Source organism: Pseudoalteromonas sp. 10-33 (assembly GCF_001469195.1).
Classification (GTDB): domain Bacteria; phylum Pseudomonadota; class Gammaproteobacteria; order Enterobacterales; family Alteromonadaceae; genus Pseudoalteromonas.
In genome coordinates, this window is sequence record NZ_LOFI01000001.1 from 691,365 (window position 1) to 710,541 (window position 19,177).

Annotated in this window: 18 protein-coding genes and 1 pseudogene; 16 read left to right on the plus strand and 3 right to left on the minus strand. The window is 40.4% G+C overall.

From position 1 onward, the window contains the following. The first annotated feature begins 65 nt into the window (after window positions 1–65). The 12 genes from ribF to ATS76_RS03265 all read left to right on the plus strand — a co-directional run bounded on the left by ribF (window position 66) and on the right by ATS76_RS03265 (window position 13,282). Window positions 66–1,016, plus strand: a complete 951-nt coding sequence (ribF, locus tag ATS76_RS03210) for a bifunctional riboflavin kinase/FAD synthetase (RefSeq protein WP_006792776.1) — start codon at window positions 66–68, stop codon at window positions 1,014–1,016. Between the two features lie 5 nt (window positions 1,017–1,021). Next, window positions 1,022–3,850, plus strand: coding sequence for an isoleucine--tRNA ligase (gene ileS / locus ATS76_RS03215; RefSeq protein ID WP_058551005.1), 2,829 nt, complete (start codon window positions 1,022–1,024; stop codon window positions 3,848–3,850). A 12-nt stretch (window positions 3,851–3,862) separates the two neighbouring features. Then, window positions 3,863–4,363 (plus strand): signal peptidase II, encoded by a 501-nt coding sequence (gene lspA, locus ATS76_RS03220; RefSeq protein ID WP_058551059.1) that lies wholly within the window; start codon window positions 3,863–3,865, stop codon window positions 4,361–4,363. Further along, window positions 4,360–4,800: an FKBP-type peptidyl-prolyl cis-trans isomerase gene (gene fkpB, locus ATS76_RS03225; RefSeq protein ID WP_006792779.1), complete on the plus strand. Its 441-nt coding sequence runs from the start codon at window positions 4,360–4,362 to the stop codon at window positions 4,798–4,800. Before lspA ends, fkpB begins: the two co-directional genes overlap by 4 nt. Beyond that, window positions 4,800–5,729 (plus strand): 4-hydroxy-3-methylbut-2-enyl diphosphate reductase, encoded by a 930-nt coding sequence (ispH, locus tag ATS76_RS03230; RefSeq protein ID WP_058551006.1) that lies wholly within the window; start codon window positions 4,800–4,802, stop codon window positions 5,727–5,729. The genes fkpB and ispH overlap by 1 nt, the downstream gene beginning before the upstream one ends. A gap of 40 nt (window positions 5,730–5,769) precedes the next feature. Continuing rightward, window positions 5,770–6,804: a sensor histidine kinase gene (locus tag ATS76_RS03235; protein WP_058551007.1), complete on the plus strand. Its 1,035-nt coding sequence runs from the start codon at window positions 5,770–5,772 to the stop codon at window positions 6,802–6,804. Continuing rightward, the gene (locus ATS76_RS03240; RefSeq protein ID WP_058551008.1) at window positions 6,801–7,508 is read left to right on the plus strand and encodes a LytR/AlgR family response regulator transcription factor; all 708 of its coding nucleotides are present in this window, start codon (window positions 6,801–6,803) and stop codon (window positions 7,506–7,508) included. Before ATS76_RS03235 ends, ATS76_RS03240 begins: the two co-directional genes overlap by 4 nt. 105 nt (window positions 7,509–7,613) lie before the next feature. Next, complete coding sequence (pilV, locus tag ATS76_RS03245) at window positions 7,614–8,174, plus strand: type IV pilus modification protein PilV (RefSeq protein WP_058551009.1); 561 nt, start codon at window positions 7,614–7,616, stop codon at window positions 8,172–8,174. A 2-nt stretch (window positions 8,175–8,176) separates the two neighbouring features. Further along, complete coding sequence (locus ATS76_RS03250; RefSeq protein WP_058403471.1) at window positions 8,177–9,178, plus strand: PilW family protein; 1,002 nt, start codon at window positions 8,177–8,179, stop codon at window positions 9,176–9,178. Continuing rightward, on the plus strand, window positions 9,166–9,669 hold the full coding sequence (locus ATS76_RS03255; protein WP_010555936.1) for a hypothetical protein: 504 nt from the start codon (window positions 9,166–9,168) through the stop codon (window positions 9,667–9,669). Before ATS76_RS03250 ends, ATS76_RS03255 begins: the two co-directional genes overlap by 13 nt. Window position 9,670: 1 nt before the next feature. Further along, window positions 9,671–12,856, plus strand: coding sequence for a pilus assembly protein (locus tag ATS76_RS03260; protein WP_058551010.1), 3,186 nt, complete (start codon window positions 9,671–9,673; stop codon window positions 12,854–12,856). A gap of 9 nt (window positions 12,857–12,865) precedes the next feature. Beyond that, entirely contained in the window at window positions 12,866–13,282 is a 417-nt protein-coding gene (locus ATS76_RS03265; protein WP_006792787.1) for a type IV pilin protein, read from the plus strand. Window positions 13,283–13,284: 2 nt separating this feature from the next. Here ATS76_RS03265 and ATS76_RS03270 read toward each other — a convergent pair whose 3' ends face one another. Both ATS76_RS03270 and ATS76_RS03275 read right to left on the minus strand, forming a co-directional pair. Continuing rightward, complete coding sequence (locus ATS76_RS03270) at window positions 13,285–13,812, minus strand: GspH/FimT family pseudopilin (RefSeq protein ID WP_058551011.1); 528 nt, start codon at window positions 13,810–13,812, stop codon at window positions 13,285–13,287. 78 nt (window positions 13,813–13,890) lie between these two features. After that, window positions 13,891–14,441, minus strand: a pseudogene (locus ATS76_RS03275) (GspH/FimT family pseudopilin). Between the two features lie 159 nt (window positions 14,442–14,600). On the opposite strand from ATS76_RS03275, the gene ATS76_RS03280 reads away from it, so the two are divergent. Together ATS76_RS03280 and ATS76_RS03285 are read left to right on the plus strand one after the other, a co-directional pair. After that, window positions 14,601–14,939 (plus strand): P-II family nitrogen regulator, encoded by a 339-nt coding sequence (locus ATS76_RS03280; RefSeq protein ID WP_058551012.1) that lies wholly within the window; start codon window positions 14,601–14,603, stop codon window positions 14,937–14,939. Window positions 14,940–15,084: 145 nt separating this feature from the next. Beyond that, window positions 15,085–16,458, plus strand: a complete 1,374-nt coding sequence (locus ATS76_RS03285; protein WP_058551013.1) for an IS4 family transposase — start codon at window positions 15,085–15,087, stop codon at window positions 16,456–16,458. Between the two features lie 33 nt (window positions 16,459–16,491). Here ATS76_RS03285 and ATS76_RS03290 read toward each other — a convergent pair whose 3' ends face one another. Beyond that, window positions 16,492–17,256 (minus strand): outer membrane protein assembly factor BamD, encoded by a 765-nt coding sequence (locus ATS76_RS03290; protein WP_058551014.1) that lies wholly within the window; start codon window positions 17,254–17,256, stop codon window positions 16,492–16,494. A gap of 141 nt (window positions 17,257–17,397) precedes the next feature. On the opposite strand from ATS76_RS03290, the gene rluD reads away from it, so the two are divergent. Both rluD and pgeF read left to right on the plus strand, forming a co-directional pair. Continuing rightward, the gene (gene rluD / locus ATS76_RS03295) at window positions 17,398–18,375 is read left to right on the plus strand and encodes a 23S rRNA pseudouridine(1911/1915/1917) synthase RluD (protein ID WP_006792792.1); all 978 of its coding nucleotides are present in this window, start codon (window positions 17,398–17,400) and stop codon (window positions 18,373–18,375) included. Then, the gene (gene pgeF / locus ATS76_RS03300) at window positions 18,375–19,106 is read left to right on the plus strand and encodes a peptidoglycan editing factor PgeF (RefSeq protein ID WP_058551015.1); all 732 of its coding nucleotides are present in this window, start codon (window positions 18,375–18,377) and stop codon (window positions 19,104–19,106) included. Before rluD ends, pgeF begins: the two co-directional genes overlap by 1 nt. The last annotated feature ends 71 nt before the right edge of the window (window positions 19,107–19,177 follow it).

Genomic DNA, 19,177 nt, shown 5'->3' on the forward strand with positions numbered 1-19,177 from the left:
CAGCCTTGTGGCTTTTCCTTGATATAAGTCGTGATAATACTTGCTGAAAAAAGGCTTTAGGTGGCATGGAGTTAATTAGAGGTATACACAATATTCGCCCACACCATTTTGGGTGTGTGTTAACTATTGGTAATTTTGACGGCGTTCACTTAGGTCATGCGCAAGTATTAAAAGGCTTGTTAGCTGACGCAAAAGCACACAATTTACCCAGTACGGTGTTGTTGTTTGAGCCTCAACCTCAAGAGTTTTTTGCAAAAAATAATGCCCCAGCAAGGTTAACTCGCTTACGCGACAAGTTACGTTTATTAAGTGATTTAGGCATTGAACGTGTAATTTGTATTAGCTTTAACCAGCGGTTTGCAAATATGCATGCAGAACAGTTTGTAAACGAGATATTAATAAAAAAACTCGGTGTTAAAGCGTTAACGGTGGGTGACGACTTTAGATTTGGCCAACAACGTAAAGGTAATTTTAATTTACTTGTAAATATGGGCAAACAAGCAGGCATGGATGTACAAAGCACTGCGAGTTTTCATCAGTTAAATGCTAGAGTAAGTAGCACGTTAATACGTGAGGCATTGGCATGTGGCAACTTAGCCGATGCAAAAGTGATGCTTGGTCATAATTATGCGATTTCTGGGCGTGTTATACACGGTTGGAAACGAGGCCGTGAACTTGGCTTTAGAACTGCAAATATAGCGCTAAAGCGCCAAGTTTGCCCCGTGAATGGGGTATTTGCTGTGCAAGCGACTATTGCAGGGAAACAGGTTTTTGGGGTTGCTAATATAGGCAACAAACCCACATTTAATGGGACACGTGCACTTCTGGAAGTTCATCTTTTTGACTTTGCACAAGACATTTACGGACAATTTATGCACGTTGAGTTGATACAAAAACTCCGCGATGAAAAAAAATTCGAGACATTAACACAATTAACGGCGCAAATAGCAACAGACGTTGCCGCCGCTAAACAGTGTTTTGGTTTAAATCAGGTAGCCGATAGAGACGGAATGTAGGATAAATGAGCGACTATAAACATACTTTGAACTTACCGGAAACACCGTTTCCAATGCGTGGCAATTTGGCACAACGTGAACCAAAAATGCTAAAAGCATGGTATGAAGACGACCTATATGGTCAAATCCGCAGCGCTAAAAAGGGTAAAAAAACCTTTATTTTGCATGACGGTCCGCCATATGCAAATGGCGACATTCACTTAGGTCACTCAGTAAATAAAATTTTAAAAGACATTATTGTAAAGTCTAAAACCTTATCTGACTTCGACTCGCCATATATTCCAGGCTGGGACTGTCACGGTTTACCAATCGAGCTAATGGTTGAGAAAAAAGTAGGTAAGCCTGGCGTTAAAGTAACTGCGAGCGAGTTTCGCGAAAAATGCCGCGCTTATGCTAAAAAGCAAGTTGAAGGTCAAAAAGTAGACTTTAAACGTTTAGGTGTGTTTGCCGATTGGGACAAGCCTTACCTAACAATGAATTTTGATTTTGAAGCGAATGCAATTCGTGTACTTGGTCGTATTATTAAAAATGGTCACCTACACAAAGGTGCAAAGCCTGTGCACTGGTGTACTGATTGTGGCTCTGCATTAGCTGAGGCTGAAGTTGAGTATCAAGATAAACAGTCGCCAGCCATTGATGTGCGTTTTATTTTTGATGATCAAGACGCCGTAGTTAATGCATTTGATATGGCACAAGGGCATAAAGGTAAAGGTGATGTTGGTACTGTAATATGGACTACAACACCATGGACGCTTCCTGCAAACCGTGCAGTCGCAGTTCATGCTGAGTTAGAATATGCATTAGTACAAGTTGAAGATGAAGGCGCTGAGCAGCGTTTAATTTTAGGTTCAGAGCTTGTAAAAGATGCTATGGATCGTTTTGGTTTTAATCATTACCATGTTTTAGGTTACGTAAAAGGTGCTGCACTTGAAAACTTGCAAGTAGCGCATCCTTTTTATGACTTTAATGTACCGGTAATTGTTGCAGAGCATGTAACTACGGACTCAGGTACTGGCGTGGTGCATACAGCACCGGGTCATGGTCAAGAAGATTTCGTGGCAGGCTTAAACTATAACCTAGAAGTTGCTAACCCAGTTGGCGCTAACGGTGTGTACTTGCCTGATACAGAATTATTTGCAGGCCAGCACGTATTTAAAGCTAACGCGAGCGTAATTGAAGTATTAAAAGAGCGTGGCGCTTTAGTGCACCACCATGCGCTTACTCATAGTTACCCTCATTGCTGGCGTCATAAAACCCCTATTATTTTCCGTGCTACGCCACAATGGTTTGTTAGTATGGATCAGGCTAATTTACGTAAAGATTCATTGGCTGAAATCAAAAATACACAGTGGCTACCAGAATGGGGCGAAAGCCGTATTGCAAACATGGTTGAAGGTCGCCCAGATTGGTGTATTTCTCGCCAACGCACTTGGGGTGTACCCATTGCTTTATTTGTTGACAAAGACACCGGTGCATTACACCCAAATACCCAAGCGCTTATTGAGCAAGCTGCCGCATTAGTAGAAAAATCAGGTATACAGGCATGGTATGACTTAGAGCCAGAAACACTATTAGGCGAAGAAGACGCTAAACAATACATGAAAGTGCAAGACACACTCGATGTATGGTTTGACTCAGGTGTGTCGCATGCTTGTGTTGTTGATGCTCGTGAAGAATTAGTAGGCCCAGCAGATTTATATCTGGAAGGGTCGGATCAACACCGTGGTTGGTTTATGTCGTCGATGATGACATCGGTTGCAATTAATGGTCATGCCCCTTATAAACAAGTGCTTACGCATGGCTTTACCGTTGATGAAAACGGCAGAAAAATGTCTAAGTCATTGGGTAACGTTATTTCTCCGCAAAACGTTATGAATAAGTTGGGTGCTGATATTTTACGTTTATGGGTCGCGTCTACCGACTACACGGCTGAAATGACTGTATCGGATGAAATATTTAAACGCTCTGCAGATCGCTACCGCCGTATTCGTAATACGAGCCGTTACTTATTAGCTAACTTAAATGGTTTTGATCCTAAAACAGATCAGGTTGCTGTTGACGATATGGTTGAGCTTGATAAGTGGATTGTTGGCCGTGCTGCACAGCTTCAGGACGAAATTTTAGCCGCTTACGATAGCTACCAAATGCTATTAGTTACGCAAAAGCTAATGAACTTCTGTACGGGTGAGCTTGGTTCGTTCTACTTAGATGTAATTAAAGACCGTCAGTACACAGCTAAGAGCGACAGCCATGCACGCCGTTCTTGTCAAACTGCGCTTTACCATATTGCTGAAGCAATGACGCGTTGGATGGCACCAATTATGAGCTTTACAGCACAAGAAATTTGGGAAGCTTTACCTGGAGAACGTAGCGATTACGTATTTACATCAGTATGGTATGAAGGTTTACAAGCACCAACAAATACCCAGTTTAGTAATGATGACTGGCAAGCAATTTTAAACGTACGTGACGAAGTGAACCGTTTATTAGAAGCGGCACGTAAAGAAGAAGTTATTGGTGCAGCTCTTCAAGCTACAGTTAATTTATTTGCGGGCGAAGAGCTGGCAAACAAATTAACAGCATTGGGTGATGAGTTGCGTTTTGTACTGCTAACGTCAGCTGTTAATGTAGCGCATGTTGATAGCCAGCCTGCAGATACGCAAGAAACAGAAATTGAAGGTTTGTACATTAGTGTTGCAGCAACAGATGCCGCCAAATGTGAACGTTGTTGGCATTACAGCGACGATGTAGGCATTGAGCCTGCTCACCCAGAAATTTGCGGTCGTTGTGTTAGTAATGTTGATGGTGAAGGCGAAAAGCGTCAATTCGCTTAGGGGATGTTTTTAGTGAGCAAACTAGCCCAAAAAAGTGGTTTAGTGTGGTTATGGTTGAGTCTATTGCTTTTAGCAATAGACTTTGCCAGTAAAACACTTGTTGTAAATACTATGGCTTATAGCGAGTCTATTAATTTACTACCTGTTTTTAGTATTACCTATGTGCATAACTATGGTGCTGCTTATAGTTTTTTAAGTGATGCTGGTGGTTGGCAACGTTGGTTTTTAAGCGCAATTGCAATTGCGATAAGTGCCTTATTAGTGTGGTGGCTAAAAAGATTACCTGCCACTAATAAAGTGTTATGTGGTGCTTACTCGTTAGTGCTTGCTGGCGCTATTGGTAATTTATACGACCGTATTGCTTACGGTTATGTAATTGACTTTATTCACGTATTTTATGAAGACTCACATTTTCCTGTATTTAACTTTGCTGATTGTGCTATTTGCGTTGGCGCGGCATTGTTATTATTTGACGCTTTTACAGGCGAGAGTCCGAAGGAGCACAAATCATGAGCCAAGCTGTAATTGGTGAAAACTCGCAAGTTATTTTTCATTTTTCTATAAAACTTGAAGATGGCTCTGCCGCTGATTCAACTAAAGTGCATAACAAACCTGCAAAATTAACAATGGGCGATGGTAGCTTAACAGCAAATTTTGAGAAGTGCCTATTGGGTTTAAGTGCAGGCGAAAGTAAAACGTTTGAATTAGAGCCTGAAGATGCGTTTGGTCAGCCAAATCCAGATAATATTTATTACGTTGATCGTAGTAAATTTGGCGCAGAGACACCTGCTAAAGTAGGTGCCATTATTGCGTTTACACAACCTGATGGAACAGAACTTCCTGGGTTAGTGCGTGAAGTGCAAGGTGAGTCGGTTACAATTGATTTTAATCACCCGTTATCTGGGCAGCGCTTAACATTTGAAGTGGATATTATTGAGGTAGAGGGCTAATGGATATTTTATTAGCTAACCCACGTGGTTTTTGTGCAGGCGTTGACAGAGCAATTAGTATAGTAGAGCGCGCTTTAGATATTTTTGAAAAGCCAATTTACGTGCGTCATGAAGTTGTTCATAACAAATATGTCGTAGATGGCTTAAAAAATCGTGGTGCTGTGTTTGTCGAAGAATTGCACCAAGTACCAGACGATAGCATTGTTATATTTAGTGCTCATGGCGTTTCGCAAGCCGTTCGTTCTGAAGCCAAGCGCAGAGAACTAAAAGTGTTTGATGCAACATGTCCACTTGTTACTAAAGTACATATGGAAGTAACCCGCGCAAGCCGCAAGGGTACTGAATGTATTCTTATTGGTCATCATGGTCACCCTGAAGTTGAAGGCACCATGGGACAATACGACAACAATGCTGGCGGTATATATTTAGTTGAAACCGTTGACGATGTTATTGCCCTTAATGTTAAAGATGCAGAAAATTTATTTTATTGTAGTCAAACAACTCTCTCTGTTGATGACACCGCAGATGTCATTGACGCATTACGAGAAAAGTTTCCAGCAATTGACGGCCCGCGCAAGGATGATATTTGTTATGCAACACAAAATCGCCAAGATGCTGTGCGTGATTTAGCTGATAAAGTTGATGTGCTTTTAGTTGTCGGTGCAAAAAACAGCTCAAACTCAAATCGATTGCGCGAACTTGCGGATAAAATGGGCACAACCGCTTATTTAATTGATGATGCGACTGACGTACAAGAGCAATGGGTTTCAAGTGCTAATTCAGTGGGAGTGACTGCCGGTGCATCTGCGCCTGAAGTGCTTGTTCAACAAGTGATCAGTCGTTTGAAAGAACTTGGCGGTAAGCAAGTTGTCGAAAATCCAGGAGAAGAAGAAAATATCGTATTTGCTGTTCCTGTGGAGCTGCGTTAATCTATATAAATTAACTATTTAGATTACAAGGAGAGCTGTCATGAGCAAGTCGCTTCAATCGGATGCACTGCTTTTTTCGGCTCTTTTTAATGAGCGAGGTGTACTTGCCTCGCTTGTTGTCACTCAAGTTATAGCGGTCGTTTTAGCATTTGCTCCGCACGCTCAGGGGGATATATGGCTTAGGCTTGGGATAATTAGCTTATTTCTACACTTAATCGTTTTATCAAGTACGTCCTCGTTATATATAGCTAGACCTTTATTGCAAAATCGTTCTCATGTTTTGCAACTTTCACTTTTTTTTGTTTCTTTTTTATTATTTACCAGCTTATTTAGTGTTTTATTTTCGCGCTTTGCGTTTGACATAAATACAACTAAACACCTTATTTATTTTGTAATGCAAAATACTATTATTGTCGCTTTTTTGGTTGCGTTGTTTGTGCAGTTTTTACTTATTCATGCTGAAAAAGAGAAGCAAACTAAGGCACTTTCACGTGCAGAATTAGATGCTTTACAGGCACGAATTCGTCCACATTTTTTATATAACAGCTTAAATACAGCAGCAGAATTAACGCATCACGATGCCGCGGCCGCAGAGCAAGCTATTTTAGCATTAGCTGCATTATCTCAAGCAGCAATGCGTTCTGGTAAAAGCGTGCTACTAAACGATGAGGTAACACTGAGTAAGCAATATATTGCTTTAGAAACATGGCGCTTTGGTGAGCGATTAAAAGTTAATTGGCTCATTCCAGAAGAATTACCAGTATTGAATATACCGTGTTTATCACTCCAGCCATTGCTTGAAAACGCAGTATGCCATGGTGTTGAAACAAGTGAAGACGGCGCAACCATTAATGTAGAGCTGCACATAACCACTGGTTATATTACTATGATTGTTTCAAACCCAATCACAGCATCAAAAGTGCAAACTAGGCCTAATAACGGCATGGCGCTTGAAAATATTCGTCAGCGTTTAAATATTTACTATAAAAATAAAGCGCAGCTTACTATTACCAATAGGGACAACGTATACAGAGTAAAGGTCGTTATCCCCAAGCACATTGAGAATAGCTTATGAATGTACTAATTGTTGATGACGAACCATTAGCTAGAATGCGCTTAAAACGGCTTTTAGCAAATGAAAACAGCATAACGATAAAAGCAGAAGCGGCAAATGGTAATGAAGCGTTGAAGCTTGCTAACAAGTATAATCCCGATTTAATTTTCTTAGACGTTGATATGCCCGGTATTAATGGCCTGCAAGTTGCGTATGAGCTTAACAGCTTGGCTTTGCCGCCAGCAATCGTATTTATAACAGCTCACCCTGAACATGCATTGGATGCACTGCAGTTAAGTGCTGCAGGGTATTTAGTTAAACCGGTTACCGAGCAGTCTTTAGCTAAAGTACTAGAACAACTAGGGCGTATAAATAAAGCGCATGTACAAAAGCAGCAATCACCTAAAATTAGTTATCAGGTAGCAGGGGTGATAAAAAGTGTAGATCTTGAAAATATTTTCTATTTTAATGCGCAGGAAAAATACACGAATATGGTTTTTGAAGGTGGAGAAGCCTTTGTTGAACAAAGTTTAAAACAGTTAGAGCTACTTTACCCTGCTCAATTGTTAAGAATTCATAGAAACACCCTAGTAAATAAAAATAAACTGCTGTGTTTAAAAACACAACGTGCTGGTTTACATACTATTGAACTTGCTGGTTGCACAGAGCCGTTGGCCGTAAGTCGACGGGAGCTAAAAGCAGTTAAAAATATATTAAATGCCTAGCTGTTAACCGTTTATCAACAAATCCTACCGCTCATCCTAGTAAGTATTGAATCTAAATTTTAATGTCATAAACTTACAATCAGATAATTTTTATTTGGTTTTGGTATGCAATCGTCTCAAACAAAATTTCAAAAAGGCTTCACACTAATTGAAGTACTCATTGCATTTATTATTTTAAGCTTTGGCTTATTGGGGGCCGTGGCTTTGCAAGCTAAGGCAAAGCAAGCAAGCTTTGATTCTATGCAGCGAGCTGCAGCTGTTGCGCTTGGAAACGACATTATTCAGCGCATTCGTGCAAATGATACACCGCAACTAGTTGGGCTTTACGCTAAAACATTTAACAGTGAAACCTCCACATCAACGTCTCAAGCTTGTTTCAGTGCAAGCTGCAGTGCAGCGCAAGTGGCGGCTTTAGATTTAGAACAATGGAAAAGAGCAATCAGAGCGCGAGAGAACACAGGTGCCTTAGATGATGCAACTGTGTGTATTACGCCAACGGCAGTTGGTGGGTCAGGTGGTAAAGCGTTTAACTTAGAAGTGATTATCTCATGGCAAGGTAGGCAAGAGTTTACAGCCAATGATGCAACAGCTGCGATTGAGTGTGGCGAATCAGACAAAAAGCGTCGTCTAGTTGTTTTAACTAGTTACATTTACTTAAGGAGCTAAGCATGAAGCAAAAAGGGTTTACCCTTGTAGAAATGATGATCTCGCTTTTTATAGGTGGTTTAGTTCTTGGTGGCGTTATGTTTACCTACATTGGTATGAAAGTAACCACAAAAGACACCATGACCATCGGCGAGATCCAAGAGTCTGCGCGTCTTGCTATTAATATTATGCAGCGAGATATAGAACAAATTGGGTTTTGGGGCACATACTACGATGACTCATTTGTCGCAGGTAACACCACAAGGGCTTCAGCAACAACCCCTGCACCAGATTGTTTTGAAGGGGCTAATAATGGGAGTTTTCCTGATTTAGCGTCTACCACTAACTTTAGAACTATTTATGCAAAGGTTGCTGAAGAGTCTAAAGAACTTAACTGTGTGAGTAACCCTGTAAAAAGTACAGATATTTTACAGCTTAAGTTTTTACAGGGAAATCGTTTAACAGTAGGAGCTGCAGGAAACGAAACCCAAGCAGGTCAAAATTACTTTGTTGCTGAGCAAGAAAGAGCGCAATTTGTGCGCGGCGTGGTTAATGCTGGTGCGCTAAATATTAATGCAACTGTTTGGCCCTATAGCCACCATGTTTATTATGTTTCTGAGCAAACCTATAAAGTTAATAATAAAAATATTACCGTTCCCGCATTGATGAGAAAACGCTTGGTGGGCGGCAATATTTCTACAGAGACAATCATGGAAGGCGTAGAAAATATGCGTTTTGTTTTTGGTCTCGACACAAATAGTGACAGCCGCATTGATACCTATAAAAGTATCAGCGATATGGAACATTCAGACTGGGAAGACCGAAAGGGTATTTTAACTGTTCAAGTATTCTTATTGATAAGAGCTTTACAAGAAGATCCGGGGCTTAAAATAAAAAATCAAACATATACCTTGGGCGAAGACGATAATAAGCGTCAATTAACATTTAACGACAGTTACAGACGCACCGTATTTACTACCACTATTCGATTAAACAACGTTGGATCAAACTTATGGCGTATTTAAAAAACTCACCTAACAAGCAGCAGGGTGTTGTGCTTATTACAGCATTGATCATGGTTATAGCCGTTACCGGTATTGCTGTAACACTTATGAGCAGCAGTAGTATTGACGTTAAAATTACAAATGCAGCGCAAGAGCGAGAAGTCGCTGAAAATGAACTGATTGGTGAAGTGCAAAGAATGATTTCTGATGAGGCTAATAAAGGAGCTGCAAACCAGTTTTTTTTAACGCCGGATGAAGTATCACATCACTCAGGTGATAATGGCGAAGGTATGACGATTGCAACACATGGCGATATGCAAAGTAAAATGATTAACCTAAACCAAGGGGCGCTTGATTTAGAGTGCCCAAGGCGTTTTAACTTTACCGCGGGTATATCGTGCAACATGGTACAAGTTGCTACTACCGTTGAATATGGATCTAAAGCAAAGCATTCACTCACAATTGTGACAGGTGTAGCACAAGAAATGGCTAGTATGAGTAAGGGAATTTAAGATGAGTTTTAAATTAAACAAAGTGCTAGCGGCATTACTTGGCTTAGCGGTCAGTGCAACAGCAAGTGCAGAAGACATTGAATTATATGTAAACCATAATGTAGAAACTGATGAAAACCCAAGAGTATTAATGATATTTGATACGTCAGGCAGTATGGCTTGGGATGTGACTGATGGTGGGCAGTGTTATCGTCGCTACCAAAATGGACAATTTTATCAATCAGATTGTTTTAAAAGTCAGCCTTATTTTAATTACACACAGCAGTGCTACAAATCGGTTAACGGATACGCTCAAGCTATTTGTGAAGATAGCCGACTTTTAGTCGCTAAAAATGCGATCACACAACTAGTCAATGATAACGATGATATTGATTTTGGTTTAATGCGTTTTAACGGAAACTCTGGAGGTTATGTACTTGCAAGATCTGGTGCTAGCAAATCAAATATATTAAAAGAAATTGATGATTTGCCAGCTAGCGGTTCTACGCCAATAACAGAGACTCTCTGGGAGGCATACCGTTATATAACAGGTGCAAGTCTCGATTTTGCAAATGGTATAAATAATCGGGATAAAAGCGCAGATGCAAGCGGGAACTATAAGTCGCCTTTTAAAAAAAATTCAGGGGACCCTTTGAGATGTGACAATTCAATAAACTTAATATTAATGACAGATGGCGACCCAACGAATGATAGTGGCCGTGATAATCAAATAAAAAATGTGCACAACGATATATTTGACGACTCAATTCCTTTTGTTGATGGTGACTATTCAAATAGCTATTTAGTGGCTTTATCTAAAATTATTCATGGCACCAACAACACAAAGGTAGATTTATACACAGACACTAGCGATGTTTTAGATACGGGTAGAGTGTATACCATTGGTTTTGGTACAGGTATGAGTGAAGATGGTATTAAGTTACTAGAGGGGGCTGCTTCTGTTGGTGGCGGACAATATTTAGAAGCTCGAACATCTGAAGCTTTGTCTGAAGCACTCAAAAATACAATTTCTCGTATTAGAGAGGTAAACGATAGTTTTTCTTCTCCTTCAGTAGCAAGTAATAACGTGGATCAAACCCGAAGCCGCGACGCTATTTACTTTGCTATGTTTTACCCTGAAACCGGTGCACGTTGGCGTGGTAACCTAAAAAAGTTAAAAGTTTCGGGCAGTCAAATTGTTGACTCAACGGGCAACCAGGCTCTTGATGAAAATGGACTGATTGACGAAAGTGCCAAAACGTTTTGGTTACCTAGCGGTGAAGCTGCCGATGGTAATTTAGTGGCCCAAGGTGGGGTAAATCTTCATTTAACTAATCTTGATTCAGACAGCCGTAACTTATACACAGAGAATCAAGGACAAGTTATTACGTTTAATACAAGTACTGTAACAGATATTCTTGATTTGGTTGACGATAACCCGATTAGCTTATCGAGCAAGGATATTAAATGGGCTATGGGTATAGATGTAGACGATGAAGATGGTGATGGGTCAAGTGTAGATCAGCGTAAAGATATATTTGGCGACCCTTTACATTCAAAACCTGTAGCCATTGATTATGGTAACGATGATATCAGGGTTTTAATTGGCACTAATGCAGGCTTTTTACATATGTTTAAAGATTCTGATACCAGTGTGAGTGAAAGCTGGGCATTTATTCCTTCAGCCTTATACGACATTATTGAGCCGCTTAGGAATAACCAAGCAGATACAAAAGTATACGGTATGGATGGGCCCATTAGTGTTTATTTTAGTAATAAAAACCTAAACAGCGATGGGTTGAACGATGGCATTATTGATGCCAGTGGGGACGACAAAGTGTGGGCGTTTGCAGGTATGCGCCGCGGTGGTGAAAATTACTATGCGCTTGATATTACTAACCCAGATGAGCCTAAAAAACTGTGGGATAACCCAATTGAAGGCGGTAAAGGAGATTTCAAAGAATTAGGTCAGTCGTGGTCTAAGCCACAGATAGCCTATATTAAAGCATTTGGTGATAAACCATTACTTATATTTGGAGCAGGCTACGATATAAATAAAGATGAGGCTATTCGAAGTAATGATGGTATTGGCCGAGGTATATATATTGTTGAGGCTGAAACTGGTAAAAGAGTATGGGCTTTGACACCTAGCATTAATGGGTTTAAGGGCGAGCACAGCATTGCTGCCGATATTACTACATTAGACTCTGACTATGATGGCTACATAGACAGAATATACGCAGCCGATACAGGCGGTGATGTGTGGCGTATAGATATGCCCGGCTCAAACACCAATGATTTTAGCCATTTTAAACTGGCAGAACTTGGCAGTAACAAAGCAACAGAAGACAGGCGCTTTTTTTACAAGCCACTGGTTGCGCGTACTATTTACAGCAAAGTATCAGAGACGACGATTAACGGTAAAAAAGTGATTACACGTTTGGATACACCGTATGATGCAATAGTTATTGGTAGTGGTAACCGCTCTAAACCAACCGGTACAAACGAGCAAGACCAACTGTTTATGATAAGAGATGAGAACACAGTCACACAAACGTTTAAAACAAACGCACCAGACACCATTAAACCAGATGATTTAATGCTCATGAATTCAGACCCGTTTGGTAATGCACTTGATGATGTGGACGATTTTGTAGATTTAGAAATAGACTTAGCAAAATTTAATGGCTGGCGTTACGAGTTAGGAACTGGAGAAAAATCACTTGCCGCTTCGACGGTAGTGGGTGGTGTTGCGTACTTTACTAGCTTTACTCCAGCGTCAGAAACGTCAACAGAGAATCAATGTTCACTAAGTGGCGGAGGGGGCTCATTGTATGCTTTCCACCTACATTACGGTACAAAAGTGTATGACGACCTGAAATTTTCAACCAGTTACGATGTACCTGATACACCGCAACTTTACTTTGGAGAAGGCCCTTCATGTGCCGATGGTAATGGCGATGGTAAGTGCGATGACAACCCAACCCTATCTGTAACACAAGAAAGCCAATTTTATCTCATTGGGCCGGGTATTAAAGGAGAAAATGCACAAAACCCAATGAGGCCAGTTGAGATCACAGGCCCTGGTTTAAATGTAGTTGATGGTAAAGTACAGCTTGTTAACCCTGATAATACATTAGGCTTTGGATTTAGAACGCAACAAACGTATATCTATAAGCGTGAAGAAAATGATGAAGTTGGAAATTAAGGACTAAAAATGAATAAGCAACGTGGGTTTACCTTGATTGAGCTGATGATAGCGGTGGCTATTGTTGGCATTATAGCGGCAGTGGCAGTGCCTAATTACACAGAATATGTAAAACGGGCATCAAGGGCGGAAGCTGCTGCAGCACTTTTAGATACAGCTAATAAGCAAGAGCAGTTTTTTGTTGATAACCGTGAATACACAGAAACATTTGCAGACTTAGGACTTCAAGATAAAACCGAAAATGGACATTTTGAATTATCCATTGATGTCGTCGATGGCAATGCATTTACCATAAAAGCAAAGCCAATTGCAGGTGCTGTAAAGGGTGATAACGACTGCAAGGAGTTATCTGTTACCGATACAGGTCTAAAGGGCGCTAAAGGTGCTAAAGGTAACTCAGATATTGACTATTGCTGGGGCCGTTGAGTTTAATTTTTTTGGCACTTATCGGTTGATTTAATCCGTATTCTGCCAGTTTGACTCACTGACAAAGCCAACCCTTCTAGGTTGGCTTTTTCATTTGGGCAGTAAATAAACGTCCCATTTTGAAAACCGTTTAATGAGCCATCAGGGCGAAAAGTAATTGCAGTACGAGGGTATTCAAGCGCATCAGCCTCATTTATTCTTTCAAAGGTACTAAGTAACAATTCATCGTCATCTAATGTTGTTGATTTATCTAGATCGATAAACAAAGACATTTGACCATCCCATTCATCTTTTGAGCACTCGCCTTCGTTTAATGAGCAAAGAGTAACGAAAGTACTATTTTCAATTGCGTAAAGTCGACCATAATTGATAGTTCGATGAAGAAGGTTAACGTGGTTCTCTAGTCGGTTTTTTGCTAGAAAATCTGGGTAGTACCACATAGAAATTTGACTGATAATGCTTACGACAGCGAGTGTAAGCATTAGTTCAAGAAGCGTGATCCCTTTACATTTCGATATTGATAACCTCATCCCTGAAGTCCTAAATTAATTATCTTTTAATTTAGTTTAGTAAATGAATAAAATATGACAAGCTAAATTGGTTGTTTTTTAACCGCAGGTTTTTGCACTATCACCTAAATAAAACGCCGTACCAGATTGTGATACGCTGAGGGCTTTATTGTTATCTGTGCCGCTGTTAGGACAAAAAACAAACTCTCCTGGGTTTGTTGTAATTCGGCCACTGGTATTAAACCGTAGTCGCTTAGCGTTACCTGTAAATTTAACTTTATCTTCCAGGCTAATTTTTTCCATAACGCGTAATAAAGAATCGGTAGATTTGTTGTAGTGTCCACTGTTATCAGAGTCGATAAAAACAATAATGATTTTATTTCTATCCCATCGGTTTCGGCATTGCATATTATCATTTTGGTTTTTAACTTCGCCGTGTTGTGCTGCGCATATAACAACTATTTCATCGGTGCTTGCCGCTTGAGAACGCGCGTAGCTAATGTTTCTTTTCAGTTCAAGTAAAAAGTTTTCAGCACGGTTTTCTTCTAACATGTCGCTACTATTCCAAAAGCGATAGACGCTATAATGCCAACAATTGCGACGGTTACCATTAATTCTAAAAGTGTGAATCCTGATTGTTTAATCTTCATAACGATCTCATTTACAGCTAATTTTTATATTACGATTCTTATATGGCCAAAATTATATCATGGCTGATTAATTTATCACCGTAATTCAATTGCTTTGTTTGCTATGAACCTTATGATTGTCTAAAATCGTGGCATCTAAAGCTTTAAAAAGTAATTAATATGAAAAAAATAGAAGCAATTATAAAACCGTTTAAACTTGATGATGTACGCGAGGCGCTGTCAGAGGTGGGCATTAACGGCATGACAGTGAGTGAAGTAAAAGGTTTTGGTCGTCAAAAAGGGCACACTGAGCTTTATCGTGGTGCTGAATATATGGTTGATTTTCTGCCAAAAGTGAAGCTTGATATCGTATTGGCTGACGAAAATGTTGACCGTGCTATTGAGGTTATTGTAAAAACTGCACAAACCGGAAAAATTGGTGACGGTAAAATATTTGTCACTGAGGTTGAGCGTGTAGTTCGTATTCGTACCGCAGAAGAAGATGAAGACGCAATTTAATTTAAGCTTAAATAGCTTAGGCAGTAAAAAGGCGCTTTAAAGCTGTCTCTTATACACAAATCCCTGCTAAGAAATTAGCGGGGATTTTTTTGAACTAAATCCCAATGTCATGATCAGATCTTCAAATCTTGTTTGAGGGCACATTATGATTAACGAACATACTCATTGGGCAAAACAACAATTCGGTAAATCGGACTTAGGTTATCCAAGAAGAACAGCGCGTCTGGTAAAGTTAGCATCAACGCTTGCAAATGAACCAGGAAAACCGCTTGTGAACATCACTCAATCCCCCGCCGATATGGAAGGTGCCTACCGCTTTATTCGCAACGAGAATATTGACGCAACGGCTATTGCAAAGTCAGGCTTTAAAGCCACGGTTGAACAGGCCAAAAGTCATAACTTATTGCTCGCATTAGAAGACACGACCACACTAATTTATAAACATTCCTCCATTCGAGATGATTTGGGTCATGTCGGACGAGGAGCAAAACAACGAGGCTTGTTAGCTCATAGCGTATTGCTGTTTGCGCCAGACACAAAGCACGTTGTGGGATTAATTGAACAGTCTCGCTGGAGCCGTAATATCAACACGATTGGAAAAAGGGAAAAACACGCGACGACTTCTTATGAAGAAAAAGAAAGTTACAAGTGGGAGTTAGCGTCACGAGCGATGGCAGAGCGGCTGCAAGGACAAATGGCGAACGTGATATCGGTGTGTGACCGCGAAGCGGACATCTACGAATACTTGCAGTATAAACTAACCGAGCAGCAACGATTCGTCGTACGCTCAATGCAAAGTCGTCATATTGAAGAAGGTGAGGATAAGCTTTATGCGTTTGCAAGCGAGCTGATGAGTGCAGGCACCAAACAAATCCACATTGCACAAAAAGGAGGAAGAAAAGCCCGAAGCGCAACACTGGATATCACCTATGCGCCAGTGACACTGAAAGTGCCTTACAATAAAAAAGGACACTCTCTCCCAGTTTACTATGTCGGCTGTGCAGAGCGAGGAAACGCTGAGAACGATTTAAGCTGGCACTTATTAACTAGTGAACCAGTCACCAGCAAAGAAGACGCCTTAGCCATCATCACCTACTATGAGCACCGTTGGCTTGTTGAGGAATACCATAAAGTCTGGAAAAGTGATGGCACGAATATCGAAAGTTTACGCCTTCAAAGCCAAGATAACATGGAAAGGTTGGTGACGATTAATGGGTTTATTGCGACGCGAATATTGCAACTAAAGTTCACCAATGAGCAGCCTGATTCTCCAAGTTGTGAACAACTGCTACCTCCTAAAGCATGGAAGTTATTGTGGTTAAAGAGAATAAAAACACCATTGCCTGAAACCGCTCCAAATATGTCATGGGCGTATCGAGAACTGGCAAAGTTAGGGGGTTGGAAAGATACCAAGCGCACAGGGCGTGCATCTGTGAAAGTGTTATGGCAAGGATGGCTTAAATTACAAGCCATCCTTGAAGGCTACAATTTAGCAAAATCTCTTGAGTCAGACTTGTGATCAAGAGACAGCTTTAAAGCGCCTTTTTTGTATTTACTGTGTTCTTTTATTCAGTGCTTGTGCTTTTTTAGCGTTTTGGCTTAATTCGGTTAAACCTAACTTTTCATAGCTTTTTTGCATCATATCAAGGGCTGCATTTAAGTAACTACTTTGCGAGTAGTGTTCAACTACAAATTTACCACGGTTAGCAGCTGCTAGGTACGCTTCGCGCTCATAGTAGTATGTAGCTACTTTTAGCTCGTAACGTGCCATACGGTTTAATAACCATACTAAACGACGTTTTGCCTCTGGTGCATAACCGCTTTGTGGAAAACGTTTTACAAGTGTTGATAAATCAGTAAAAGCAACGCGGGTTCTGTTAGCATCCCTGTCAGCTCTATCAATACCAAAGTATTCTTGGAACGCGTTTTTGTCTGCTTTAATATTTACCAAACCACGCATGTAATACATGTAATCTAGATCTTTATGATTTGGATTCAAACGGATAAAACGGTCAATGGTTGCTAATGCTTGTTCAGTGTTACCCGACTGGTAGTGTGCATACACTAAATCCATTTGCACCTGTTTTGAGAATGGCCCAAATGGGTAGCGCGAATCAATCGCTGATAAAAGCTCAATTGCACGGGCATATAAACCTGAATCTAGTGTTTCTTTTGCATCTTCGTATAAAGCTTGTGCTGATCTGTTTGGTACACGTTGAATGTCTTCTTGGTCAGGTGCTGACGAACAGGCACCTAAACTAAGTATCGAAACTGAAAAAACGATGGCAAATGCACGTTTCCCTATTTTATTTATCATTTTATTTGTTACCTTCGATGTCTTCGGCTAGGCCAAGTCGGTAAAACCGAGTAAACTATACGTATTATATTATGCTTTTATTAAAAGCGATTCTAACCCAGTCGAGCAAAGCTTGCACTGGTAAATTGGGTAAAGTTACGAATGACAGAGCAAATTTCTCTTCAAGCCGAGGTTCCAACCGACTTAGGTGGTAAACGTCTAGACCAAGTATTAGCGCAATTGTTCCCTGATTATTCACGTTCACGTATAAAAACGTGGATTTTGGATGATAAAATCACCGTTGATGGCGAAATATTAAACACACCGCGTACAAAACTGTTAGGCGGTGAAGTGTTAAATGTTGAAACAACCATTGAAGCACCGCGTGAATATCTTGCACAAAATATCGACTTAAACATTGTTTATGAAGATGACCATATTTTAGTTATTAATAAACCTATGGGATTAGTGGTTCATCCTGGTGCTGGTAACCCAGATGGCACAGTGCTTAATGCATTATTACACCATTACCCTGACATTATTAATGTTCCACGAGCAGGTATTGTGCATCGCTTAGATAAAGATACAACAGGTTTAATGGTTGTTGCTAAAACAATTCAGGCGCAAACACACCTTGTTAAGGCACTACAAAAACGCGAAAACTTCACTCGTGAATACGAAGCGCTTTGTAACGGTACTATGACAGCGGGTGGTATGGTTGAAAAACCAATTGGTCGCCATGCAACACAGCGTACTCATATGGCTGTGCATGAAATGGGTAAGCCTGCTATTACTCATTACCGTGTTGCTGAAAAATTTCGTGCGCATACGCGTTTGCGCTTGCGTTTAGAAACAGGCCGTACTCACCAAATTCGTGTACACATGGCTTATTTGAACCACCCATTAATTGGTGATCAGTCATACAACGGTCGTCCGCGTCCACCAAAGGGTGCAACACCGCAATTGTTTGAACTGCTTAGAAGTTTTAAACGCCAAGCGTTACATGCGGTAAAACTAAGTATTGCGCATCCAATCACGGGCGAAATGATGACGTGGCAAGCACCTATTCCAGATGATATGGTAGAAATGACGTTAGCACTTCGTGAAGATACTCAGGCTAACCCAGATATAGATAGATAATGCAGTTGCTATCGGCAACATGGCAAAGCCTTCACAATGTGAGTACCCTCAGTACCACACGTGAAGGCGGCGTATCAAAGGCACCCTATAACAGTTTAAATTTGGGGCTTCATGTTAATGATAGCCAAGCTAACGTTTTAAAAAATCGCTCAGTATTAAATAACCTTCTTCCAAATCCAGCTATCTGGCTAAATCAAATTCACAGCGCAGATGTAATTACAGTTGATCAGCAGTTTGATTTTAATAAATTACATAATGCCGATGCACTCTATACGCGCCTAGTTGAACAACCTTTGGCTATAATGACTGCCGATTGCCTACCTATATTGCTTGCAAGTAATGATGGGACTGAGGTAGCAGCTATTCACGGCGGCTGGCGAGGGCTAAAGCAAGGTATTATTCAAAATGCACTTAAATGCTTTAACGCTAAACCAGAAAATATATATGCTTGGCTTGGTCCGGCAATAGGGCCTGATCGGTTTGAGGTTGGTGTAGAGGTTTTTGAAGCATTTAATAATCAATCGCCTCTATTCTCAGATGCATTCAAGCCGCAATCCAATAACAAGTATTATGCTGATATATACGGTATTGCGCGTATTTTATTATCACAGCTAGGGGTAATAACTATTGCTGGTGGTGAGTACTGCACAGTTTCTCAATCACATTTATTTTTCTCTTATAGAAGAGATGGGCAAACAGGGCGAATGGCTAGTTTGATCTGGCGCAAGTAATTAATCATTTAGCGAATATATTTTCTTTCGTACCTTGAACAAATCGTGCAACATACCCATTTATTAATCAA